The organism is Nocardioides marinus (genome assembly GCF_013408145.1).
Taxonomy (GTDB): Bacteria; Actinomycetota; Actinomycetes; order Propionibacteriales; family Nocardioidaceae; genus Nocardioides; species Nocardioides marinus.
On record NZ_JACBZI010000001.1, the window covers coordinates 1,295,084 to 1,317,971 of the forward strand.

Consider the following 22,888-nt stretch of genomic DNA (forward strand, 5'->3'; position numbering starts at 1 on the left):
CCGGGCGCCTCAGAGGTAGAGCACGACCCGCAGGACGGCGAAGAGCACGGGCAGGCCGAAGACGACCAGCAGGAACCACGCCGTCCACCGGTGCAGCGGCTTGGCGGGGTCCAGGCGCCCGCCGAAGTCCAGCAGGGCCCCCTCCGCCGTGTGGTGGGTCAGGCCGAGCCGGCGGGCGTCCGGCGGCAGCGCCTGCCCGGGGAACCAGTACGGCGGCAACGACTCGTCGTCGGGGTCCGGGTCCTCGTCGTCCCAGTCGCGGGGGAGGGCGTCGGGACCGGGCACGCCTGTCACGGTACGCCGCCCCCGTGCGCCCACCGGCTTACCCGCTGGGAGCGCTGCGCCGCACGCCGTAGAGTGGAAGGGCTGCACGAGACCCGCAAGAGAGAGGGCCCACCCGGGCATCCATGACTGACGCGCACCAGACCCGCCACACCGTGGTGGTCCCCACCAGCATCGACATGGTCAGCCTGCTCGGCCCCGGTGACGAGCACCTCGCCCGTCTCGAGGAGGCCCTCGAGGCCGACCTGCACGTCCGCGGCAACCGGATCACCCTGGTCGGGGAGCCCTCCGAGCTGGCGCTGGCCGAGCGGCTGCTCGACGAGCTCGTCACGATCCTGCGCACCGGCCAGTCGGTGACCGGAGAGACCGTCGACCGGGTGCTCGGGATGCTCCGGGCCGAGACCACCGAGCGACCGGCCGACGTGCTGAGCCTCAACATCCTCTCCAACCGTGGGCGCTCGATCCGGCCCAAGACGCTGAACCAGAAGCGCTACGTCGACTCCATCGACGAGCACACCATCACCTTCGGCATCGGGCCTGCCGGCACCGGCAAGACCTACCTGGCGATGGCCAAGGCGGTGCAGGCGCTGCAGTCCAAGCAGGCCAACCGGATCATCCTCACCCGTCCGGCCGTCGAGGCCGGGGAGCACCTCGGCTTCCTGCCCGGCACCCTGGGGGAGAAGATCGACCCCTACCTGCGCCCGCTCTACGACGCGCTGCACGACATGATCGATCCCGACACCATCCCCAAGCTGATGGCCGCCGGAACGATCGAGGTGGCGCCGCTGGCCTACATGCGCGGCCGCACCCTCAACGACTCCTTCATCATCCTCGACGAGGCGCAGAACACCACGCCGGAGCAGATGAAGATGTTCCTGACCCGGCTCGGCTTCGGCTCCAAGATCGTGGTCACCGGTGACGTCACCCAGACCGACCTGCCCGGCGGCGTCCGCTCGGGCCTGCGGGTCGTGGAGGACATCCTCGACGGGGTCGAGGACATCGGCTTCCACCGGCTCACCTCCGCCGACGTCGTCCGGCACAAGCTGGTCGGCCGCATCGTGGCGGCCTACGACGAGTTCGACGCGCAGGCCCAGCAGGCCGACCCCCGCCCGGCCCAGGCGGCCCGTCCCCACAGGAAGCAGCGCTCGTGAGCATCGAGGTCCTCGACGAGTCCGGTCGCGACGTCGACGTCCGCCGGCTCTCCACCCTCGCCCGGTTCGTGATGGACCGGATGCGGGTGCACGCACTGGCCGAGCTGTGCATCAAGGCGGTCGACGAGCAGACCATCGCCGAGCTCAACGCGCAGTGGATGGAGAAGGAGGGCCCCACCGACGTCCTCGCCTTCCCGATGGACGAGCTGCGGCCCGGCCTGGTCGGTGAGGAGCCCGAGGAGGGTGTCCTCGGCGACCTCGTCCTGTGCCCGGTGGTCGCCGAGCGCCAGGGTGAGACGGCCGGCCACGGCACCGTCGCCGAGATCGACCTGCTGACCGTCCACGGCATCCTGCACCTGCTGGGCTACGACCACGCCGAGCCCGAGGAGCACCGGGAGATGTTCGGTCTCCAGGACGAGCTGCTGGCTGCCTGGCGGTCGAGCCTCGGATGAGCGCAGGTGATGTCTGGCTGCTGGTGACGGTGGCCCTCCTGGTCATGCTCGCCGGCGGCTTCTCCGCCGCCGACGCCGCGCTCAGCTCCTTCTCCCAGGCGCGGGCCGGCGAGCTCGCGGCCGAGGAACGGGCCGGTTCCAAGCGGCTGCTGCACCTGCTCGAGGACGCCCCGCGCTACCTCAACACCGCGCTGCTGCTGCGGCTGGCCTGCGAGGTGACGGCCATCGTCCTCGCGACGCTGCTGGTGCGCGAGCGCTTCCTGGAGTCCTGGGCGGTGACGGTCACGGTGACGGTCGCCGTGATGCTCGTGCTCTCGTTCGTCGTGATCGGCGTGGCCCCACGGACCCTGGGGCGTCAGCACTCCGAGTCGGTCGCCCTCTTCTCCGCCGGGCCGCTGACCTGGGTCACCCGGGTGCTCGGTCCGGTCCCTCGGGTGCTGATCCTGCTGGGCAACGCGATCACTCCCGGCCGCGGCTTCAGCGACGGCCCGTTCTCCACCGAGACCGAGCTGCGCGAGCTCGTCGACCTCGCCGAGGCCTCCTCGCTCATCGAGAGCGAGGAGCGTCGGATGATCCACTCGGTCTTCGACCTCTCCGACACCACGGCCCGCGAGGTCATGGTGCCGCGCGGCGACGTGGTCTTCGTCGAGCGGCACAAGAACCTGCGCCAGACCCTGTCGCTCTTCCTGCGCTCGGGCTTCAGCCGGGTGCCGGTCATCGAGGACAACCTCGACCACGTCGTGGGGGTGGCCTACCTCAAGGACCTCGTGCGCCGTGACTTCGAGGAGCCCGACGCGGAGTTCACCGAGCGCATCGAGTCGCACATGCGCGAGCCGTACTGGGTGCCGGAGTCCAAGCCCGTCGACGACCTGCTGCGCGAGATGCAGGCGCGCCGCCAGCACGTCGCGATCGTCGTCGACGAGTACGGCGGCACCGCCGGCCTGATCACCATCGAGGACATCCTCGAGGAGATCGTGGGCGAGATCAGCGACGAGTACGACGGCGACGAGGTGCACGCGCACCTGGTGACCGAGGGCCTGTACCGCGTGTCGTCCCGCTACCCCGTCGACGACCTGGAGGACCTCTTCGGCTTCGACGTCGAGGAGGAGGACGTCGACTCGGTGGGCGGCCTGATGGCCAAGCACCTCGGCCTGGTGCCCATCCCGGGGTCGATGGTCGAGGCGCACGGTCTGCGGTTCGTCGCCGAGTCCGCCGCCGGGCGCCGCAACAAGATCGACACCGTGCTCATCACCGTGGTCGAGCACGACGAGGAGGAGGACGAGGATGAGTGAGGCGCTCTCCGCCGAGGACCGCAAGCTCGTGACCCTGGCCCGCGCGACGCGGGCCCGCACCGGCGCCGCCGAGGGCGCCGCCGTCCGCGACTCCGACGGTCGCACCTACGCCGCCGCCACGGTCGACCTGCCCTCGTTGCAGGTCTCGGCCCTGGGCGTGTGCGTCGCGATGGCCGTCGCGTCCGGCTCCACCGGACTGGAGGCGGCCGTGGTGCTCTCGGGCGCCGACGCCGTCGCCGAGGCCGACCTGGCCGCGGTGCGCGACCTGGCGGGGGCCGGCGTCCCCGTTCACCGGGGCGACATCAGGGGCAACCTCACCGAGACCCGCACGACCTGACCCAGGCGTAGAGTCGGCCCCGTGAGGGCGCCAGCTGCTGACCCCTGGCAACAGCACGCGGACGCGGTCGGGCGTCTGCAGGCCTCGTACGCCGCGATCCCGGCCGACCAGCCGGTGCGGCTGGCCAAGCGCACCTCCAACCTCTTCCGGCCGCGGGCCGCCGTGGGGACCGGCCTCGACGTGTCCGGCCTGGACGGCGTCATCGAGGTCGACGCGACCGCGCGCACCGCCCAGGTGCAGGGCATGTGCACCTACGAGGACCTCGTCGACGCCACCCTCGTTCACGGGCTGGTGCCCACCGTGGTGCCGCAGCTGCGCACCATCACGCTCGGTGGGGCCGTGACCGGTCTCGGGATCGAGTCCACCAGCTTCCGCCACGGCCTCCCGCACGAGGCGGTGCTGGAGATGGACGTCCTCACCGGAGCGGGGGACGTGGTCACGGTCCGTCCGGGCGACGACCTCTTCGACGCCTTCCCCAACTCCTACGGCTCGCTGGGCTACGCCACGCGGCTGCTGGTCGAGCTGCTCCCGGCGCCGGGGCACGTCGAGCTCGAGCACGTGCGGGTCGACGACCGCGGCCTGCTGGCCAAGACCATCGCCGCGATCGTCGAGACCGGTGAGCACGACGGCGAGCGCGTCGACGCGCTCGACGGCGTGGTGTTCGCCCCCGACGAGGCCTACCTCACCCTGGCGCGCTGGCGTGAGGGGGAGGCCAGCCGTCCCAGTGACTACACCGGTCAGCGGATCTTCTTCCGCTCGCTCCAGCAGCGGCCTCGTGACGAGCTCAGCACGCTCGACTACCTCTGGCGCTGGGACACCGACTGGTTCTGGTGCTCGGGAGCGCTCGGGCTGCACCGCCCCTGGGTGCGCCGGCTCTGGCCGCGCCGGTGGCGGCGCAGCGACGTGTACCACCGTCTGGTGGGTCTCGACACCCGACTGGGCATCGTGGACCGGCTCGACCGGCGTGCCGGGCGCCCGCGTCGCGAGCGGGTCGTCCAGGACGTCGAGGTGCCCGTCGAGCGGCTGTCGGAGTTCCTCGACTGGTTCGACGAGCACGTCGGGATGACCCCGGTGTGGATCTGCCCGCTGGTCGCGCGGCGCGACTGGCCCACCTACCCGCTCGAGCCCGGAAGGACCTATGTCAACGTGGGCTTCTGGGGCACCGTCCACGTCGGTCCGGACGCCCCGCAGGGCCCGACGAACCGGGCCGTCGAGGAGCAGGTGCACGCGCTCGGCGGCCACAAGTCGCTCTACTCCGAGGCCTTCTACGACCGCGAGGCCTTCGACCGGCTCTACGACGGCGCAGGGCTGGCCGCCGTCCGCGCGGTCCACGACCCCGACGACCGACTGACCTCCCTCTACGACAAGGTGGTGCGACGCCAGTGACCTCCCCGACCCTCTCCATCGGCGAGGCGGTCGCCTCGCTGCTGCGCGACGGCCTGCCCGTGCGGCTCGAGGCCTACGACGGCTCCAGCGCGGGCCCGCCCGACGCCGACATCACCCTCGAGCTGGTCTCCGAGCGCGGGCTGTCCTACCTGCTCACCGCGCCCGGCGACCTCGGCATGGCCCGGGCCTACGTGAGCGGCGACCTGCGGGTCCACGGGGTCCACCCCGGCGACCCGTACGACGCCATGCGGCTGCTGCAGAGCCACCTGCGCTTCCGCGCGCCCTCGCCCGGGGAGGCGCTGACGCTGGTCCGCGGCCTGGTCTCCGGCGTCGGGCTCGGCGTCCTCAAGCCGCCGCCCCCGCCGCCGCAGGAGCACCTGCCCCGGTGGCGGCGCACCGTGGAGGGGCTGCGGCACTCCCTGTCGCGCGACGCGGAGGTGATCGCGCACCACTACGACGTCTCGAACGCCTTCTACGAGCTGGTCCTCGGGCCGTCGATGGCCTACACGTGCGCGGTCTACCCCGACGCCGACGCCACCTTGGAGCAGGCGCAGGCGGAGAAGTTCGACCTGGTCTGCCGCAAGCTGGGCCTCCGGCCCGGTCAGCGTCTGCTCGACGTCGGGTGCGGGTGGGGCGGCATGGTCCGCCACGCCGCGCGGCACTACGGCGTGCAGGCGCTCGGGGTGACGCTGAGCCGCGAGCAGGCGTCGTACGCCAAGGAGGCCATCGACCGCGACGGGCTCGGCGACCTCGCAGAGGTGCGGCACAGCGACTACCGCGACGTCCTGGAGGGGGACTTCGACGCGATCTCCTCGATCGGGCTGACCGAGCACATCGGGGTCAAGCAGTACCCCGCGTACTTCGGCTTCCTGCGCGACCGCCTGCGGCCCCGGGGGCGCCTGCTCAACCACTGCATCACCCGGCACGACAACCGGCCGAGGGAGACCGGCGCGTTCATCGACCGCTACGTCTTCCCCGACGGTGAGCTGACCGGCTCGGGCACGATCATCACCGCGGCCCAGGACGCCGGGCTGGAGGTCGTGCACGAGGAGAACCTGCGCCACCACTACGCCCTGACGCTGCGCGACTGGTGCCGCAACCTCGTGGGGAGCTGGGACGCCGCGGTCGCCGAGGTGGGGGAGGGCACCGCCCGGGTGTGGGGGCTCTACATGGCCGGCAGCAGGCTCGCCTTCGAGCGCAACGAGATCCAGCTGCACCAGGTGCTGGCGGTCCGCACCGACGAGGACGGTCGCGACGGATTCCCGCTGCGCCCGTCCTGGTGAGTAGCCTCGGCGCGTGAGTGTCCGAGCCCAGCAGCACAGCGCGACCGTCCTGCGCCGCGAGCGGCTCGCCGACCACCTGCTGCGGCTGACGCTGGGGGGCGAGGGGCTGGGTGGCTTCACCAGCACGGGCGTGCCCGACGAGTGGGTCGGGCTGGTCGTGCCCGGCCAGTTCCAGAGCCGCTACTACACCGTGCGGTCCTGGGACGGCGCGGAGCTCGTCCTCGACGTGGTCGTCCACGACGTCGGTCTGGTGACCGAGTGGGCCCAGCGCCCCGACGCCGTGGTCGGTGAGACCGTGACCGTGACCGACCCCAAGGGCTCGTTCTCGCCGCCGGCCGACGCCGGCTGGCTGATGCTCGTGGGTGACCTGACCGCGATGCCCGCCATGGCCCGCATCGTCGGGAGCACCGACCTGCCCGTGCGGGTGTGGGCCGAGGTCCCCGAGCGCCTGCCCGGCTACCTCCCCGACGAGGTCGAGGTGTCGTGGCTGGCCCAGCCCGGCGACGGCGTCTCCGCGCTGGCCGAGGTGGTCACCGACCTGACGTGGCCCGAGGGCCCCGGCTACTTCTGGATGGCGGGGGAGTCCGCGCAGATGCGGGCGATCCGCAAGCACCTGATGCGCGAGCGGCGGCTGCCCTCGGAGCAGTACGACGTGATGGGCTACTGGCGCGGTGGGCAGGAGCGCCAGCCTCGGGCCGTCGACCCCGGCCCCATCTGGCGGGCGGGCAAGGCCGCCGGCAAGTCCGACGAGGAGATCTGGGCCGACTACGACCAGGCACGGGAGGCCCAGGGATGAGTGAGACCACGCAGGACCAGCAGGAGCACCGCAGCGGGTTCGCCTCGTTCGTGGGGCGTCCCAATGCCGGGAAGTCCACCCTGACCAACGCCCTGGTGGGCTCGAAGGTCGCCATCACCAGCGACAAGCCGCAGACCACCCGCACCGTGGTCCGCGGCATCGTGCACCGCCCCGACGCCCAGCTGGTGCTGGTCGACACCCCCGGGCTGCACCGCCCGCGCACGCTGCTGGGTGAGCGCCTCAACGACCTGGTGACCAGCACCTGGGCCGAGGTCGACGTCGTCGCCGTGTGCTTCCCCAGCAACGAGAAGATCGGCCCCGGTGACCGGTTCATCGTCGGTGAGCTCGCCAAGGTCCGGCGCACCACCAAGATCGCGGTCGCCACCAAGACCGACCTGGCCTCCCCCGAGCGCATCGGTGAGCACCTGCTGGCCATCCAGGCCCTGGGCCAGGAGACCGGCACCGACTGGGCCGAGATCGTGCCGGTCTCGGCCACGGCCGGCGACCAGGTCGGCCTGCTGGCCGACCTGCTGGTCGGGATGCTCCCCGAGGGCCCGCAGCTCTACCCCGACGGTGAGCTCACCGACAGCCCCGAGGAGGTCCTCGTGGCCGAGCTGGTCCGCGAGGCCGCTCTCGACGGCGTCCGCGACGAGCTGCCGCACTCCATCGCGGTGGTCGTCGAGGAGATGGGCCTGCGCGAGGGCCGCTCGGAGGGCAAGCCGCTGCTGGACATCCACGCCAACCTCTACGTCGAGCGCGACTCCCAGAAGGGCATCATGATCGGCCGCAAGGGCGCACGGCTGCGGCAGGTGGGCACCGCCGCCCGGGCGCAGATCGAGGCGATGCTCGGCACGCCGGTCTACCTCGACCTGCACGTCAAGGTGGCCAAGGACTGGCAGCGCGACCCGCGCCAGCTGCGCAAGCTCGGGTTCTAGCCCGCTCGGGGCGTCCGGCTCACTGCTGGGTCTTGGCCCAGCAGACCGACCGGCGGTTCCCGGCCTCCCACTCGGCCTCGCCGAAGAAGGTGGACCCGTAGTCGTACGACGTGGGGTAGCCCAGCCAGGCCCCGACGGAGTCGGAGCAGAAGTCGCTGGTGATCTCCGCGACCTCGGCGTCGCCGGGGTAGGGCTCACCCGCCTCGCCGACCTTGATCGTGGTGACCGCGCGCCAGGTGTGCGGCTCGCTGCACGGCACCTTCGTCCCGGCCTTCACCGTCCGACCGGTGGCGCAGACCATCCACTGGTCCGGCGGGAGCCCTTCGAGCAGGCCCTTGGCGTTCTTCGGCAGTGCCCGGTAGGGGGTCAGCTGCTCGCCGCCGCCGATCACGTCGCAGCGGTACCACCGTGCTCCGGCCTCCCACGCCGCGTCGTCGGGCCGGAACCAGACCCACGACACCACGCTGCGCATCACCGCGGACTCGTCGCCGGACAGGAAGCCGGTGAAGGCACCGCTGCACTCGCCGTACACCCAGGCGCCGAGGGACGGGTCGTCCGCGTCGAGGTCGTGCAGGCTCGGCGGCAGCTCACCGACCGCGAAGGTCTGCGCGGTGTGCCGGTCGCCGCAGGGCACGGTCGGGGTGCCGTCGCTGGGCTGCGCGACGTCCTCGGGGGTGAGCAGCCGGCACGCGCCCTTCTCGGGTGGCTCCGTGCTCCTGGTCGAGGGCTCCTCGTCACCGCACGCGACCAGCGCGACCACGAGCGCGGCCGCGAGGACCGGTCTCGGGAGGCGGCGGGGGGAGAGCACGTCGGGAGGCTACCGGGCGGCCTCGGTCAGTCCGACAGCAGCGCTGCCAGGGTCCCGCCCAGCTCGCGGGCCTCCTCGAGTGCGGCCTCGTCGAGGTCGCCGAGGAGCTCGAGCACGGGGGCTGCCTGCTGCCAGGGGAGCGCGCCGGTGATCGCCAGCACCGAGCGCACCGCGCCGGTCGTGTCGTAGCGGCCGTGGACCGCCAGGCCGAAGGGCCGGCGCCTCCCGCTTCCTCCGGCTGCACCCCCTCCGGCGGCACCCCCCACGGCTGCGCCGTCGTCGGCGAGGGAGCCCCCGACGTGCAGGAAGAGCGAGTCGAAGAAGTGCTTGAGCGCCCCCGACATGTAGCCGAAGTTCGCGGGGGTCACCAGCAGGTAGCCGTCGGCACCCAGCACGTCCTCGGCACTGGCCTCCAGGGCCGGCCGCACCACCACCTCCACGCCGCTGATGTCCTCGTGCCGTGCCCCCGCGACCACGGCGTCGGTCACTGCGCGCACGGTGCCGGTGGGGGAGTGGTGGACGACGAGCAGGGAGGCCATGCCCTCGAGCCTAGGAGAGGCGGCAGGGCGACGGGCGGCGACTCACGTGAGCCCCTCGTCACCAGGATTTTACTCAAGCGGCTGCGCAGGACCGTGCGAGCCAGCAGAATCGTCTGAGCGTCGTCATGGGGGCAGGGACGCGTGGCACGAGCCCAGGGGGCCGCGTGGAACCGCATCCCGTGACGACCGGCGAGCGATCCTGGCACCCCGACGCCACCAGGATCGCTGTCCTGGCCACCGTGGCCTCGGTGCTGGCGTTCGTCGTCGTCTGGCAGCAGGGCACGGTCCTGGGATACAAGGACTCCCTGTCCCACCTGCTCATCGGGCGGCGCGTGCTGGTGGGGCAGACCACTGGCCTGGGGCAGCTGGGCGGTGTCTGGCTTCCCCTGCAGCACGTGCTGATCATGACGCTGGCATGGAACGACACGCTCTACCTGACCGGACTGGCCGGCTCTGTCTTCTCGATGCTCTGCTACGTCGCCACCTGCGTCGGGCTGCACCGGGTGCTGCACCTGGCCACCGGCAGCCGGGCAGCCGGGTGGGCGGGCGCCGCGGTCTTCGGGCTGGCGGCGGACGTCCTGTACCTCCAGGCCACGCCCATGGGCGAGCCCTTGATGTACGCCGGCATGGTCTGGGCGGTGCTCGCCGTCGGGCAGTGGCAGCGTGAGGGACGGACCTCCTGGCTCTTCATCGGCGCCGGGCTGTGCGCCCTGCTCGTGCTGGTGCGTTACGAGGCCTGGGTCTTCTCCGCCGCGATGTGGTGCGTCGTGCTGCAGACCTGCGTCGCTCAGCGCCGACGTTTCTGGCGCGGGGACCAGTCGGCCCAGGGACTGCTGCTCGTGTTCGGGTTCTACATGGGCGCGGCCGTGGTCGCCTGGTTGCTCTGGAACCAGGTCATCTTCGGTGACTGGATGGGGTGGCTGTCCGGGACCTACGGCAGCCGGGACCTCACCGCCCGCCTGGAGCTGGAGCAGGTCGGATCGTGGCGCCTGTCGCTGCTCACCTACGCCTGGGGAGCCGCGCACGTGGTCTCGTGGCCCTTCTTGGCCACCGGACTGGTCGGGTTGGTGCTCATGGCGGCGCGCGAGAGGTTCTCGTCGGCCTTCAGCGTCTTCGCCGTGACCCTCGTGCCCTCTGCCTTTCTCGTCTACGGGTTGTGGTCGGGGAGCCAGCCGATGCGCGTCGTCGAGGTGGACGGCGACCTCTACAACCTGCGGATGGCCGTGGTGCTGCTGGTGCCGGCCGCGCTGTTCACCGGGTACCTCGTCGCTCAGCTGCCCCCGCGTGCACCGGGCCTACGTGTCCTTGGGGCGGGCCTGGTCGTCGCGATCGGGTCCGCCGGTCTGGCGGTCGCCTGGCATGGGGGAGGCGACTCGGTGGTCACCGAGGTGGAGGCCGCTGAGGCGTGGCGGGCCTACGAGGAGCAGCGTGAGGTTGGGGTGTGGGTGGCCGAGCAGACCCGTGGCCGTGTCCTGGTGGAGTCGATCTTCAACGAGTGGGTGGTGTTCCCCAACCAGGACCGCGTCGTCTACGAGGGGAGCCAGGACGCCTGGACCTCCGGGCTGACCGCACCGGCGGCCGCGGCCAACGACATCGACGTGGTGGTGATGCGGACCACTCCGGGCGACGAGGACTCGGTCCACGACGCGCTCTACGACACCCATCGGTTGTCCGGGTTCGGGGTCGTCCTGCAGACCGACAACTTCCTCGTCCTCGAGAAGGGAGCACCCGGTGACGCTGTCCGTACCCGTCAGTGACCGCCGCCCGTACGTGCGCCAGACCGCGCGTCGCACCACCACCGCGGCCCAGCGCACCGTCCTCGTCGTCGTCCTCACGCTCGTCCTCGGGGCGGTCCTGGTCGCACCGGGGCTCGTCGCTGTCCTCTCCGTGGCCACCGCGATGCTGTTCCTGACCGTGTTCATGGGCCTGAGGCTGCTGCTCGTCTGGGCGTCGCGCGGCTACCGGGCGCCACAGGTCGCGGCCGTCGCCGACGAGGACCTGCCGCGCTACACGACGCTGCACCCCATGTACGACGAAGCGCACATGCTTCCCTCGGTCGTCGCCGCGATGGAGGCGTTGGACTACCCCAAGGACCGCCTCGAGTGCCTGCTGGTCCTGGAGGAGCGGGACACGGCCACGGTGGAGGCCGCTCGCGCCTACCCCTTGCCCGACTACGTCCGGGTCGTCGTGACGCCTGCGGTCGAGCCGTACGGCAAGCCGAAGGCCTGCAACTACGCGCTGCAGTTCGCGACTGGCGAGTTCGTCGTCATCTACGACGCCGAGGACCGACCCGAGCCGGACCAGCTTCGTCTGGCCGTCGGCACGTTCCGTGCTGCGGAGGATCGCGGGGAGCCGCTGGGCTGCCTGCAGGCCCGGTTGGTCTTCGACAACGAGGTGCCCGACATCGACGGCGAGGGGCGCGTGCGCCGCGACGAGGAGGGCTACGACCTTCGTCCGACGACCTGGACGAGTCGTCTGCTCGGGAACGAGTACGCCGTCCACTTCGACCTGGTGCTGACCGGCCTAGCCCGCCTCGGTCTGCCGGTACCGCTGGGCGGGACCTCGAACCACTTCCCCGTGCACGTGCTCCACGAGGTCGCGTTCGATCCCGACGAGATGCCGTCGATGCCGTTGCCCGACGCCTCGGTCGGAGCGTGGGACCCGTGGAACGTGACCGAGGACGCCGAGCTCGGCGGCGCGATCGCCGCTGCCGGTTGGCGCACGGCCGTGATGGACAGCCACACCGACGAGGAGGCGTGCCTGACCGCCCGCGCGGCGCTCAACCAACGCAGCAGATGGGTCAAGGGGTACGCCCAGACCTCCTTGGTCCTGATGCGCAACCCGATCCGCGCGGCACACTCGATGGGGCTGCTCGGCTACCTCGCCTTCCTCCTCCAGGTCGGGGGCACCTTTGTCTCCCTGGCACTCTCGCCGATCTTCTGGACGATCTTCGTCGTCTACATGCTGACGGGGTCCCCGCGGATCATCGCGCTGTTCCCGGGTCCGCTCTACTACGCCGGCATGGGCCTGCTGATCGTCGGGAACCTGGCTCTGCTGAGCATCTCGCTCTTCGCCGCCGTACGTCGCGAGCGCTTCGGGACGGTGCGATATCTCCTGCTGTGCCTGCCGGCCTGGTGGATGCTGCTGTCGGCGGCCACCTACCTGGCCGCCGTCGAGCTGCTGGTGCCGTCCTGGCGGCCGTCGTGGAACAAGACCGCGCACGGCGTCCGGTACGCCAGCCCGACGCGCCGGGCGGCGATCGCCACCTCGGTGGCGCTCGCGGAGTGGCGCCGGGATCGCCCCGCAGGGAACCCGGTCAGGGTCGTCAGTCGGCCGGCCGTCCACTTCCTCGCTGCCGATCGCTGCGGCACGGCGGTGATCCGTCCCGCCACACCCGCCGTCACCCGGGTCTTGGATCCCTCGCGAGCGGCGCCGGTCCAGTCGCGGCCTGCCCGGGCGGTGCCTTCTCGCCCCGTGCCAGCGGTCGCTTCGGGTCCGGCGGCCTTGCGGCCCGCCGCTGCGGGAGTCCCCGTGCCGCGAGGGGCGGTGACCGCGGCTGCCGCCGTGGGTGAGTCGCCGCGAGGGCCGGTGGCACCTCGGGCCCGCCGACGAGGCCGACCCGTGCGGGACGTGCCGAAGCCGCCGGTCCGCTGGCTGCCCGAGTCGCCGCAGCCGAGGAGCCCCAGCGCCGTGCCCGTGCCCGCGCCCGTGGGCGCGCCGGGCGCGGAGCGTCGCCCCGGCCTCCGGGTGCCCGTGCGCGAGATGCCTGGGCGACAGGCACCGGTACCCGGGGGCTCGGTTCCCTCACGTGCCCGAGGTGCGGTGGCGGTGCCGGTGGGGAGCTGACCCTCGCACCGTCGGACCGGCTCGGGTCGGTCAGCCGCCCCAGCCGTGGTCGTGCGCCCAGGCCACGGCCTGGGTGCGCCGGGTGGCACCGGTCTTGGCGTAGATCTGGCGGATGTAGGTCTTCACCGAGTTCACCGACACATAGATCCGGTCGGCGATCTCCTGGTTCGACAGGCCGCGACCGATGAGGACGAGCACCTCTGACTCACGCTGGGAGAGGCCGGGGAACGCCGGGGGCTCCTCGCCGCGCGGACCGTGCTCGGGCACGGGGTCACCGCGCAGCACCGCCTCGACCGTGGCCAGCAGCTCGGCGGCGCTGGCGCGCTTGGTGAGGAAGCCGTCGGCGCCGGCCTCCAGCGCGCGGCGTCGACGTTGGGGGTGGTCGGACCAGGTGAAGACCAGGACCTTGGCCGGTCCGAGGGCGGGGATCTGCTCGAGGCCGCGGGACACGTCCCGCCCGTCGAAGGGGTCGCAGAGGACGACGTCGAGACCGGCGGTGGGTCCCGGCTCGCGCAGCACCGAGAGCGAGACCCGGCCGCTGTGGGGACGCAGCATCCCGGCGAGACCGTGGGCGACGAGCTCGGTCTCGGCGACGACGCCCAGCCGCACTGGTCTGGACGGGCGCAGTGGCATGGGCAGGAAGGTAGTGGGGCCGATCGCGCGAGGGCTCGCGCGACGCCTCGCCCGATGGGGTGAATCCGGACGACCGACGCCCCGGTGCGGGTGCTGGGCTATGGTGGGCGGCGTCATGATGCTGCAGTCCCTCCTCCTTCGCTGCCGCAGCGAGGTCTGACGCCGGACCCCCTCGCTGCGGAGGCTCCCCTGTGCGCCGGTCACCACGACTCCCAGCCAGAGCACCAGCCACCAGCACCCAGCGAGGACACCGTGACCACCATCCCGCCCCAGCAGCCCAGCGGCATGCCCTTCGAGCGCTACCGCCCCTTCCCGCCGATCGACCTGCCGGACCGGACCTGGCCCAGCCGCACCATCACCGAGGCGCCGCGCTGGCTCTCCACGGACCTGCGTGATGGCAACCAGGCCCTGATCGACCCGATGAGCCCGGCGCGCAAGATGCGCATGTTCGACCTGCTCGTGAAGATGGGCTACAAGGAGATCGAGGTCGGGTTCCCCTCGGCCAGCGACACCGACTTCCAGTTCGTCCGCCAGCTCATCGAGGGCGACCGGATCCCCGACGACGTGACGATCTCGGTGCTGACCCAGGCGCGTGAGGACCTGATCGAGCGCAGCGTCCAGTCGCTGGTCGGCGTGCCCCGGGCCAACATCCACCTCTACAACGCCGTGGCACCGCTCTTCCGACGGGTCGTGTTCAAGGCCAGCACCGACGAGGTCAAGGACATCGCCGTGCGCGGCACCGAGCTGGTGATGAAGCACGGCGAGGCGCACCTGGACATGACCGTGATCGGCTACGAGTACAGCCCGGAGATCTTCACCTCGGCCGAGCTCCCGTTCAGCCTCGAGGTCTGCGAGGCGGTCACCGACGTGTGGCAGCCCGAGGACGGCCGCGAGATCATCCTCAACCTCCCGGCCACCGTCGAGGTGGCGACCCCGAACGTCTACGCCGACCAGATCGAGTGGTTCTCCCGCCAGCTCACCCGCCGGGCGAACACCGTGATCTCCCTGCACCCGCACAACGACCGCGGCACCGCCGTCGCAGCCACGGAGCTGGCCATGATGGCCGGTGCCGACCGTGTCGAGGGCTGCTTGTTCGGCCACGGCGAGCGCACGGGCAACGTCTGCCTGGTGACCCTGGGCATGAACCTCTTCAGCCAGGGCGTCGACCCCCAGGTCGACCTCTCCGACATCGACGAGATCCGCCGTACGGTGGAGTACTGCACCCAGCTGCCGGTCCACCCGCGTCACCCGTACGCCGGCGACCTCGTCTACACCGCCTTCTCCGGCTCCCACCAGGACGCCATCAAGAAGGGGTTGGAGGACCTCGACCGCCGCGCGGCCGAGCAGGGGGTCCCGGTGCGCGAGCTGCCCTGGGAGGCGCCCTACCTGCCGATCGACCCCAAGGACGTCGGCCGCACCTACGAGGCCGTCATCCGGGTCAACAGCCAGTCCGGCAAGGGCGGCGTGGCCTACGTGCTCAAGGCCGAGCACAAGCTCGACCTGCCCCGGCGGGCGCAGATCGAGTTCTCCCGGGTGGTCCAGCAGCGCACCGACGCCGACGGCGGCGAGATGACCCCCGAGGCGATCTGGGACGTCTTCCGTGCCGAGTACCTCGACCGCGAGACCCCGTTGAAGCTGAACTCGGTGCACACCTCCTCGGCGGCCGGGCAGAAGGACGCGCTCGACGTCAACGTCTACGTCCGCGGGGAGCTGCGCAGCCTGCACGGCGAGGGCAACGGGCCGCTCTCCGCCTTCGTCGACGCCCTGCTGAGCCTCGGCGGGACCGAGCTCGGGGGAGTGGAGGACGTGCGCGTCCTGGACTACGCCGAGCACGCGCTCTCCGCGGGCGGCGACGCCCTGGCGGCGGCGTACGTCGAGTGCGCCGTGGACGGCCGGGTGCTGTGGGGGGTCGGCATCGACGCCAACATCGTGACCGCCTCGCTCAAGGCCGTCATCAGCGCGGTCAACCGCGCCTGACCGTCCCGCCGAGCCGGCGCGTCCTTCCGGAAGGACGCCCGGCTCGGCGGTGGGGATCAGTACTTCACGGGCAGCCGGACGGTGAACGTGGAGCCCTCCAGGTGCTCCGAGCGCACCCGGATCGTGCCGCCGTGGGCGGAGACGATCGCAGCCACGATGGACAGCCCCAGGCCGGTGCCCTGGATGGCCTCCTTCTGGGCGGTCGAGGAGCGGAAGAACTTCTGGAAGAGGTTCGACTGCTCCTCGGCCGGGATGCCGATGCCGGTGTCGGTGACGCTGAGCACGGCCTCGTCGCCCTGCACCTCGACCCGGGCCCGGACCACCCCGCCGTCCTCGGTGAACTTCACGGCGTTGGTCACGAGGTTCATCACGACCCGCTCGAGCTGCGTCGGGTCGCCGACGACCCGCACCGGCTCCTCGGCGGTCTCCCACAGGACGGTCAGGTCGCGCTCGTGGAGCATGGGGGCGACCGCGGCCGCCGCGCTGGCCAGCGCTTCGCCGAGGTCGACCTCCTCGGCCTCCCAGGTGATCGACTCCGAGTCCAGCCCGGCGAGGGTCAGCAGGTCGTTGCACAAGACGATGAGGCGCTGGCCGTTGCGGGCGATGGTGGCGAAGAGCGGCAGCTGGTCCTCCAGCGGCGCCACCACGGTGCCGTCCTGCAGCATCTCGGTGTAGCCGACGATGCTGGTCACCGGCGTGCGCAGCTCGTGGGAGACCGTGGACACGAACTCGTTCTTGGCCTCGTCCAGCGCCCGCAGCCGCTCAACGGCCGTGCGCTCCTTCTCCAGGGCCTGCACCAGCATGTCCTGGCCCTGGCGCTGCTCGGTGACGTCGCGGCCGACGCACAAGAAGCCCACCTGCGTGGTGACCGAGGCCTCGGTCGCGCTCAGCGTCATCGACACGATGCGACGGCTCCCGTCCCGCGCCATCCACAGCCAGTCGCGGGCCGGCAGCTCGCCCTGGCCGATGCCCCGGACGAGGGCGTCGAAGGCCTGCGCGGGGTCGCGGGTGCCGAGCCGCTCGGCGACCTGGTCGGGGTCGAGCAGGTCGACGAAGCGGTGACCGATCTGGCGGGTGGCGTCCTGGTCGAGCATCAGCTCGGCGCCGGCGTTGAAGACGGTGATGAGCCCGTCCTGGTCGACGCCGATGATGGCGGTGGTGATCGCCGCGCGCATGAGGTGCGACACCAGCCCCGAGCTGGCGCGCTCGGTCGTGACGTCGATGCCGGTCAGCACGGCGTACGCCGGCAGGTCCTGCTCGTCGCGCACCATGTTGTTGCTCCACAGGATGCGCAGCTTCTTGCCGTCCCGGGTGGTCGCCTCGCCCTCGCGCACCACGGGCTGGCCGGAGCGGTTCGGCCACACGAACAGCGCCTCGAGGTCCGGGGTCGCGCTGGCTGCCAGCGTCGTCTCGGAGACCTTGCGACCCAGCAGGTCCTCCTCGCGCCAGCCGGTCAGGTCGGTGGTGGCCTGGTTCGCCCGGACGATGCGGCCCTCGCGGTCGGTGACCAGGATGACCGCCGCCGTGGTGTCCAAGGTGGCGGAGGTGAGGCGTTCGGCCGCCTCGAGACCCTGGCGGGCGACGTGCTCGGCGGAGACGTCGAGCAGCTGCGCGGACCAAACCGGGCTGCCGTCGTCGCCGGGGTGCGAGAGGCGGCTGAGGGCGACCTCGACCCGCGAGGCGTCGTCGTCGCGCAGGCTCACCCGGCCGCGCCAGGACTGCCCGGACACCAGCCGGGCCCCGAGCTCCGGCGGCGTGGACAGCAGGTCGTCGAGGCGGGTGCCGACCAGGGTGCCCGCCGGGCGGCGCACCACCTCGGCGGCGGTGTCGTTGGCGTCGGCCACCCGGAGCACGCCGTGGTCGATGCGCAGGATCAGCTGTCCGAGCAGCGAGTCGGTGAAGTTGCGCCGGAAGAGCACCTCCTCGGCGCTGACCTGCGCCACCAGACGGTTGCGGTCGGCCAGGACGATGGCCAGCGGCACCGTGAGCAGCGAGGCGCACACCAGGTAGAGCTGGCACAGCGCCGCGGCGGAGACCTGCGTGGTGTTGCCCTCGTCGATCTCAGCGGCGAAGGGCCCCCAGCCCAGTGCGTTGAGGTAGGTCGTGACGGCGGCGAAGGCGATCAGCTCGGCGGCCACCACGCGGATGTCGAAGCGCAGGGCCGCCCAGACCAGGAAGGTCAGGGGCAGGAACGTCAGCGCCAGCTGCTGGGCCGGCATGAAGACCAGGACCACCGACAGGGCCAGGGCGGCGACCTGCAGCGGCAGCTCCCCGGGCCGGTCCCGCTGGGCGCGGGTCCGCCAGGTCAGGGCGAGCGGGACCAGCACCAGCACCGCTGCCGCGTGGGAGGTGAAGGTCGACCGGGCGGTCGAGAGGAAGCTGCCGTCGGCCAGGGCGACCACCGCCAGGGCGGCGCCCACGGCGATCACGACCCCGCCGGCCAGGGCGGCCACGACGAGGCGCACGAAGTCCTGCAAGGTCACGAGGACCGGGGGGCCGCCCTGTGGGCGGGCACGAAGCACCAGGCCGGCCACCACGGCCTCCGCGGCGTTCGCGACACCGAAGGCCGCGGAGATGCCCCAGTCGCGGCCACCGGTGACGTTCGCCAGTCCTGTGACCGCGACCAGCCCCACCGTGACCAGGAGCAGCCGGTCGAGTCCCGGCCGGCTCAGCGCCACCAGGGCCACCGCGAGGCCCGCAGCCGGCCACCAGCCGGCCACCGGGTTGTCCTCGGGGCGCAGGGCAACCGACGTGACGGCGGCCACGTAGATGGACACCAGCAGCAGCAGCGACCCTCCCAGGCCCAGCCGGGGCGACACCGTTGCGCCAGCGGCCGGACCGGCGGGTGCTGCCGGTCCGGGGCTGGGGGTGGTTGCGGGGGTGGTGACCGTGGTGGCCATGGGGCCATTGTCACGGTCCGAGCCCCTCGAGGTGCGAGGTCCCGCTAGATTCCCCGCATGCTGGTCTCCGAGCGCGTCGGTCAGTTCTTCTCCCACTCCGAGGACGGACGGGACCGGCTGGAGTACACCGAGTACGGATCGGGCGACTCCTGGGTGGTCCTGCTGCACGCCCCGCTTCTCACCCGGCGCATGCACGAGCCGCTGGCGCGGGCCCTGGCCGCGACGGGGCTGCACGTCGTCGTGCCCGACCTGCTCGGCCATGGCCGCTCCGACCGCCCGGCGGATCCGCTCGCCTACTCCGTCGAGGCCTTCGGGGAGCACGTGGTGGCGCTCCTGGACCACCTCGGGGCCGCCGAGGCCGTCCTGGGGGGCACCTCGCTCGGCGCCAACGTCGCGCTGGAGGTCGCGGTGACCGCCCCCGACCGGGTGCGCGGACTGCTGCTGGAGGCCCCCCTCCTCGACAACGCCCTCGAGACCGGGCTGCTCGCGGCTTCGCCGCTCCTCCTCACCGCCAGGGTGCTGCCCGTCGCCGTCGACACCGCGCGGGTCCTGAGCCGCCCGGTGCCGAGGTCGCTGCTGCCGTTCTGGGCGGGCATCGCGGTCGACGCCCTGGACCAGCGGTCGGGTGCCACGGCTGCTCTGCTCCACGGCCTCCTGTTCGGCAGGTTGGCGCCGCGGTCGAGGGAAAGGCGCGAGATCACCGTGCCCACGCTGGTCGTCGGCCACCCCCGCGACCCCCTGCACCGCACCTCCGACGCCGACCTCCTCGCGGCCGAGATCCCGGGCGCCGAGCTGGTCCGGGCCCGGGGGGTCCTGGAGTGGCGACTGAGCCCGGAGCGGCTGACCGGTGCCGCCACGGGCTTCTGCCAGAGCTGCTGGCGGGCGCCCCGTCGACGCCGCCGCGCCGTCGGGCGCTGACGGACCCCGGCACCGCGCCGAGGCACAATGGTGCGGTGCCTCTCTACCGCGACGAGGCGGTCGTGCTGCGCACGCACAAGCTGGGCGAGGCCGACCGCATCATCACGCTGCTGACCCGCCAGCACGGCCGGGTCCGCGCCGTCGCGCGCGGCGTGCGGCGTACGTCCTCGCGCTGGGGCTCACGCCTGGAGCCCTTCACCCACGTCGACCTCCAGCTCGCCGACGGCCGCAGCCTGGACACCATCACCCAGGCGGAGACGCTCACGCCGTTCGCCGGGCGGATGGGCGGTGACTACGAGCGCTACACGGCCGGCACGGTGATGCTGGAGACCGCCGAGCGGTTGGTGACCGAGGAGCGGGAACCGGCCACGCAGCAGTTCCTGCTGCTCGTCGGCGGGCTGCGGGCCATGGCGGCCGGCGAGCTGGGGCCGAGCCAGGTGCTCGACTCCTACCTGCTGCGCTCGCTCTCGGTCGCCGGGTACGCCCCGACCTTCGACGGCTGCGCGCGCTGCGGTCTCGAAGGTCCGCACCGCTGGTTCAACGCCTCGATGGGCGGCGTGCTGTGCACGACCTGCCGGGTGCCGGGGTCGGCCAGTCCGTCGGAGGGGACCGTCCTCGTGCTCGGCGCCCTGCTGGCGGGGGACTGGGCCGTCGTGGGCGCTGCCGAGCCCCGGGCCCTGCGCGAGGCCAGCGGTCTGGTGTCGGCCTACCTCGCCTGGCACCTCGAGCGCGGGCTGCGCTCGATGGAGCACGTCCAGCGCTGAGCCGTGCCTCGGCCGTCCCGGCGAGCAGAGGGGTCGATGCGCTCCCGGTCGGTCGGCCGGGATGCCATGCTGTCCCCCGCGACATCCGGCGCGAGGAGAGCTGGGAGGGGGGCGGATGCGGTTCGGCCCACGCGCTCTGCGCCACCTTGTCGGTCTGTTCGACCTGGTCGACGACCCGGACCCGCGGCTGCTCCAGACCGCCTTCGCCGCACTCGTCCTGCTGGACACGGTGCTGCGTGCCTCCGTCGGTACCCCCCTGGGCCGGACCGTCGGTCCGGTGGTCGGCCTCTCCCTCCTGGCGCTGGTCACCGCCGCCGTGTGGCTCGCGCCCCGTGCCCGCCCCTCCGCGGAGCGGGCCGCCCTCGTGGTCGGCGTGCTCGACCTCGCCGTGATCGGGATGGTCCGGCTCGCTCCGGAGGGCTCGGCCGCCGGGATCCTCGTGGTGCTGCCGGCCTTGTGGCTCGCGCGGATCCGGGGTGCGCGCGGCGCGGCGCTCGCCGGAGTGGGCTCCGCGCTCCTCGTGTCGGTCCCCGGGCTGGCCTACCACGGGGTCGAGGGGCCGGCGCTGACGCGCGCGGCGCTCCTGCCGCTGGTCGGGTGGCTGGCCGGACTGGGCGTCGCCTCCGCCGTCGCCCGCGCCGAGGCCGAGCGGCAGGTGTCCGCCACGATCCTCGACACCGTCGACGTCGGTCTGGTGCTGCTCGACGCCCAGGGTCGGTACCTGCGGGCCAACAGGCGGCACCAGGACTTCATCGACCTGGCCTTCCCCGGCGGTCACGCCGGCCGGGCCGGACAGCTCGGTGCGGTCCATCACCCCGACGGCCGGGTCGTGGGCCGCGAGGAGATGCCCAGCCTGCGGGCCAGCCGCGGCGAGGAGTTCGACGACCTGCGCATCTGGTGCGGCGACGACCCGGTGACCCGGCGCGCGCTCTCGGTCTCCTCGCGCACCCTGCGCGACGACCAGGGTCGGGTGGCAGGGGCGGCCCTGGCCTACAAGGACGTCACCGACCTGGTGCGTGCCATCGAGGTCAAGGACGAGTTCGTCTCGACCGTCTCCCACGAGCTGCGCACCCCGCTGGCCTCGATCGCCGGCTACCTCGAGGTGGTGCTGGACGGCGACGACCTGCCCGCACCTGCCGCCGAACACCTGCGGGTGGTCGAGCGCAACACCGTGCGGCTGGACAGGCTGGTCGGCGACCTCCTCGCGACCGCCCAGGCCGGCCACGGCCCGATGTCGCTGGAGCGCGCGACCTGCGACCTCGCGGTGCTGGTGCGGGAGTCGGTCGAGACCGCGATCCCGGCTGCGGCGGCCGCGGGGATCGCGTTGAGCCGTTCGGGTCCGGAGAGCGTGCCGGTGACCGTCGACTCCCGGCGCCTGGGCCAGGTGGTCGACAACCTGCTCTCCAACGCGCTCAAGCACACGGCACGAGGCGGCTGCGTGCGGGTCGACCTGACCATCGAGACCGACCGGGTGGAGGTGGCGGTCAGCGACACGGGCACCGGGATCCCGGCGGCGGACCGCGACCGGCTCTTCGACCGGTTCCACCGCAGCAGCACCAGCCGTGAGCTGGCGATCCCCGGTGTCGGCCTCGGACTCTCGATCGCCCGCGACATCGTGGCCGCGCACGGTGGCCGGATCGAGCTCGAGAGCGAGGTGGGGCGCGGCACCACCGTGCGGGTCAGGCTGCCGCTGGACCGGCAGGGTGCCGCTGCCGCGCCCACCGGGCCGTAGGCTCCGGACTCGTGAAGCGAGCCGTCCGTCCCCCGACACCGCACCCCTCGGGAGCCCGCCCACCGGCACTGCCCCGCGAGCTCGTCCCGGAGCACGTGGCCATCGTGATGGACGGCAACGGCCGCTGGGCCAAGCAGCGTGGGCTGGCGCGCACGAAGGGTCACGAGGCGGGGGAGCACTCGCTCTTCGACGTCGTCGAGGGCGCGATCGAGATCGGGGTCAAGGCGATCTCCGCCTACGCCTTCTCGACCGAGAACTGGTCGCGCAGTCCCGACGAGGTCCGGTTCCTGATGGGCTTCAACCGCGACGTCATCCGCCGTCGCCGCGACGAGATGCACGAGCTCGGCGTCCGGGTCCGCTGGGCGGGGCGGGCACCACGGCTGTGGAGGTCGGTGGTCAAGGAGCTCCAGGTCGCGGAGGAGATGACCCGCGACAACGACGTCCTCACGCTCACGATGTGCGTGAACTACGGCGGTCGCGCCGAGCTCGCCGACGCCGCCCGGTCACTCGCCCGCGAGGTCGCCGCCGGTCGCCTGGACCCGGAGAAGATCGACGAGAAGCGGCTGGCCCGACACCTCTACCTGCCCGACCTCCCCGACGCCGACCTGGTGTGGCGCACCTCGGGGGAGCAGCGGTTGTCGAACTTCATGCTGTGGCAGGCGGCGTACTCCGAGATGGTGTTCACCGACGTGCTGTGGCCCGACGTGGACCGTCGGGCGCTGTGGCGCGCCATCGAGATCTACGCCGAGCGCGACCGCCGCTTCGGTGGCGCGCTGCCCAACCCCGAGCTGTCCAATCCCGAGCTGCCCGGCTCCTGAGACCGCCGCGCCGGCCGCGTGACGAGGCGGCTGTGACGT

The 22,888-nt window shown here is 72.5% G+C and carries 20 protein-coding genes; 15 read left to right on the forward strand and 5 right to left on the reverse strand.

Annotation, left to right across the window (positions count from 1 at the left end; translation table 11 throughout):
- Window positions 1-9: 9 nt before the first annotated feature.
- Window positions 10-285 carry a hypothetical protein gene (locus tag BKA05_RS06245; RefSeq protein ID WP_179530657.1) on the reverse strand — a complete coding sequence of 92 codons (276 nt, stop codon included), beginning with the start codon at window positions 283-285 and terminating at the stop codon, window positions 10-12.
- Between the two features lie 122 nt (window positions 286-407).
- On the opposite strand from BKA05_RS06245, the gene BKA05_RS06250 reads away from it, so the two are divergent.
- Genes BKA05_RS06250 through era form a run of 8 tightly spaced genes read left to right on the forward strand, consistent with a single transcriptional unit; the run spans window position 408 to window position 7,914 of the window.
- Window positions 408-1,433: a PhoH family protein gene (locus BKA05_RS06250; protein WP_179530658.1), complete on the forward strand. Its 1,026-nt coding sequence runs from the start codon at window positions 408-410 to the stop codon at window positions 1,431-1,433.
- Entirely contained in the window at window positions 1,430-1,885 is a 456-nt protein-coding gene (ybeY, locus tag BKA05_RS06255) for an rRNA maturation RNase YbeY (protein WP_179530659.1), read from the forward strand. The genes BKA05_RS06250 and ybeY overlap by 4 nt, the downstream gene beginning before the upstream one ends.
- Entirely contained in the window at window positions 1,882-3,177 is a 1,296-nt protein-coding gene (locus tag BKA05_RS06260; RefSeq protein ID WP_179530660.1) for a hemolysin family protein, read from the forward strand. The genes ybeY and BKA05_RS06260 overlap by 4 nt, the downstream gene beginning before the upstream one ends.
- Complete coding sequence (locus BKA05_RS06265; protein WP_179530661.1) at window positions 3,170-3,514, forward strand: cytidine/deoxycytidylate deaminase family protein; 345 nt, start codon at window positions 3,170-3,172, stop codon at window positions 3,512-3,514. The genes BKA05_RS06260 and BKA05_RS06265 overlap by 8 nt, the downstream gene beginning before the upstream one ends.
- Before the next feature lie 21 nt (window positions 3,515-3,535).
- Window positions 3,536-4,900, forward strand: coding sequence for an FAD-binding protein (locus BKA05_RS06270; protein WP_179530662.1), 1,365 nt, complete (start codon window positions 3,536-3,538; stop codon window positions 4,898-4,900).
- Entirely contained in the window at window positions 4,897-6,183 is a 1,287-nt protein-coding gene (locus BKA05_RS06275) for a class I SAM-dependent methyltransferase (protein ID WP_179530663.1), read from the forward strand. Before BKA05_RS06270 ends, BKA05_RS06275 begins: the two co-directional genes overlap by 4 nt.
- A gap of 13 nt (window positions 6,184-6,196) precedes the next feature.
- Window positions 6,197-6,979: an SIP domain-containing protein gene (locus tag BKA05_RS06280; protein WP_179530664.1), complete on the forward strand. Its 783-nt coding sequence runs from the start codon at window positions 6,197-6,199 to the stop codon at window positions 6,977-6,979.
- Entirely contained in the window at window positions 6,976-7,914 is a 939-nt protein-coding gene (gene era / locus BKA05_RS06285; RefSeq protein WP_179530665.1) for a GTPase Era, read from the forward strand. The genes BKA05_RS06280 and era overlap by 4 nt, the downstream gene beginning before the upstream one ends.
- Window positions 7,915-7,933: 19 nt before the next feature.
- Here era and BKA05_RS06290 read toward each other — a convergent pair whose 3' ends face one another.
- Complete coding sequence (locus BKA05_RS06290) at window positions 7,934-8,722, reverse strand: septum formation family protein (protein ID WP_179530666.1); 789 nt, start codon at window positions 8,720-8,722, stop codon at window positions 7,934-7,936.
- A 26-nt stretch (window positions 8,723-8,748) separates the two neighbouring features.
- Window positions 8,749-9,261: a flavodoxin family protein gene (locus BKA05_RS06295; protein ID WP_179530667.1), complete on the reverse strand. Its 513-nt coding sequence runs from the start codon at window positions 9,259-9,261 to the stop codon at window positions 8,749-8,751.
- Between the two features lie 164 nt (window positions 9,262-9,425).
- Here BKA05_RS06295 and BKA05_RS06300 point away from each other — a divergent pair, with 164 nt between their 5' ends.
- Both BKA05_RS06300 and BKA05_RS06305 read left to right on the forward strand, forming a co-directional pair.
- Window positions 9,426-11,018 (forward strand): hypothetical protein, encoded by a 1,593-nt coding sequence (locus BKA05_RS06300; protein WP_179530668.1) that lies wholly within the window; start codon window positions 9,426-9,428, stop codon window positions 11,016-11,018.
- Complete coding sequence (locus BKA05_RS06305) at window positions 10,993-13,107, forward strand: glycosyltransferase (RefSeq protein WP_179530669.1); 2,115 nt, start codon at window positions 10,993-10,995, stop codon at window positions 13,105-13,107. The genes BKA05_RS06300 and BKA05_RS06305 overlap by 26 nt, the downstream gene beginning before the upstream one ends.
- Window positions 13,108-13,137: 30 nt before the next feature.
- Here the strand turns inward: BKA05_RS06305 and BKA05_RS06310 are convergent, their stop codons facing one another.
- A complete protein-coding gene (locus BKA05_RS06310) occupies window positions 13,138-13,740 on the reverse strand; it encodes a response regulator transcription factor (RefSeq protein WP_179530670.1) in 603 nt (200 codons plus the stop codon).
- A gap of 285 nt (window positions 13,741-14,025) precedes the next feature.
- On the opposite strand from BKA05_RS06310, the gene leuA reads away from it, so the two are divergent.
- Window positions 14,026-15,717, forward strand: a complete 1,692-nt coding sequence (leuA, locus tag BKA05_RS06315; protein ID WP_179533027.1) for a 2-isopropylmalate synthase — start codon at window positions 14,026-14,028, stop codon at window positions 15,715-15,717.
- A 56-nt stretch (window positions 15,718-15,773) separates the two neighbouring features.
- Here leuA and BKA05_RS06320 read toward each other — a convergent pair whose 3' ends face one another.
- Window positions 15,774-18,617 carry an ATP-binding protein gene (locus BKA05_RS06320; protein ID WP_179530671.1) on the reverse strand — a complete coding sequence of 948 codons (2,844 nt, stop codon included), beginning with the start codon at window positions 18,615-18,617 and terminating at the stop codon, window positions 15,774-15,776.
- Window positions 18,618-18,674: 57 nt separating this feature from the next.
- On the opposite strand from BKA05_RS06320, the gene BKA05_RS06325 reads away from it, so the two are divergent.
- From BKA05_RS06325 to BKA05_RS06340, 4 genes are all read left to right on the forward strand, one after another.
- Complete coding sequence (locus BKA05_RS06325) at window positions 18,675-19,535, forward strand: alpha/beta fold hydrolase (protein ID WP_179530672.1); 861 nt, start codon at window positions 18,675-18,677, stop codon at window positions 19,533-19,535.
- 35 nt (window positions 19,536-19,570) lie between these two features.
- Complete coding sequence (gene recO / locus BKA05_RS06330; RefSeq protein WP_179530673.1) at window positions 19,571-20,299, forward strand: DNA repair protein RecO; 729 nt, start codon at window positions 19,571-19,573, stop codon at window positions 20,297-20,299.
- A gap of 115 nt (window positions 20,300-20,414) precedes the next feature.
- Window positions 20,415-22,031: a sensor histidine kinase gene (locus BKA05_RS06335; RefSeq protein ID WP_179530674.1), complete on the forward strand. Its 1,617-nt coding sequence runs from the start codon at window positions 20,415-20,417 to the stop codon at window positions 22,029-22,031.
- Between the two features lie 11 nt (window positions 22,032-22,042).
- The gene (locus BKA05_RS06340; protein WP_179530675.1) at window positions 22,043-22,849 is read left to right on the forward strand and encodes an isoprenyl transferase; all 807 of its coding nucleotides are present in this window, start codon (window positions 22,043-22,045) and stop codon (window positions 22,847-22,849) included.
- Window positions 22,850-22,888: the final 39 nt, after the last annotated feature.

What these genes read in the sequence shown, in the direction of transcription:
- BKA05_RS06250 (WP_179530658.1), top strand. Translation starts at nt 408, where the DNA reads ATGACTGACGCGCACCAGACCCGCCACACCGTGGTGGTCCCCACCAGC.
- BKA05_RS06260 (WP_179530660.1), top strand. Translation starts at nt 1,882, where the DNA reads ATGAGCGCAGGTGATGTCTGGCTGCTGGTGACGGTGGCCCTCCTGGTC.
- BKA05_RS06265 (WP_179530661.1), top strand. Translation starts at nt 3,170, where the DNA reads ATGAGTGAGGCGCTCTCCGCCGAGGACCGCAAGCTCGTGACCCTGGCC.
- era (WP_179530665.1), top strand. Translation starts at nt 6,976, where the DNA reads ATGAGTGAGACCACGCAGGACCAGCAGGAGCACCGCAGCGGGTTCGCC.
- BKA05_RS06295 (WP_179530667.1), bottom strand. Translation starts at nt 9,261, where the DNA reads ATGGCCTCCCTGCTCGTCGTCCACCACTCCCCCACCGGCACCGTGCGC.
- BKA05_RS06310 (WP_179530670.1), bottom strand. Translation starts at nt 13,740, where the DNA reads ATGCCACTGCGCCCGTCCAGACCAGTGCGGCTGGGCGTCGTCGCCGAG.
- leuA (WP_179533027.1), top strand. Translation starts at nt 14,026, where the DNA reads ATGCCCTTCGAGCGCTACCGCCCCTTCCCGCCGATCGACCTGCCGGAC.
- BKA05_RS06320 (WP_179530671.1), bottom strand. Translation starts at nt 18,617, where the DNA reads ATGGCCACCACGGTCACCACCCCCGCAACCACCCCCAGCCCCGGACCG.
- BKA05_RS06325 (WP_179530672.1), top strand. Translation starts at nt 18,675, where the DNA reads ATGCTGGTCTCCGAGCGCGTCGGTCAGTTCTTCTCCCACTCCGAGGAC.
- BKA05_RS06335 (WP_179530674.1), top strand. Translation starts at nt 20,415, where the DNA reads ATGCGGTTCGGCCCACGCGCTCTGCGCCACCTTGTCGGTCTGTTCGAC.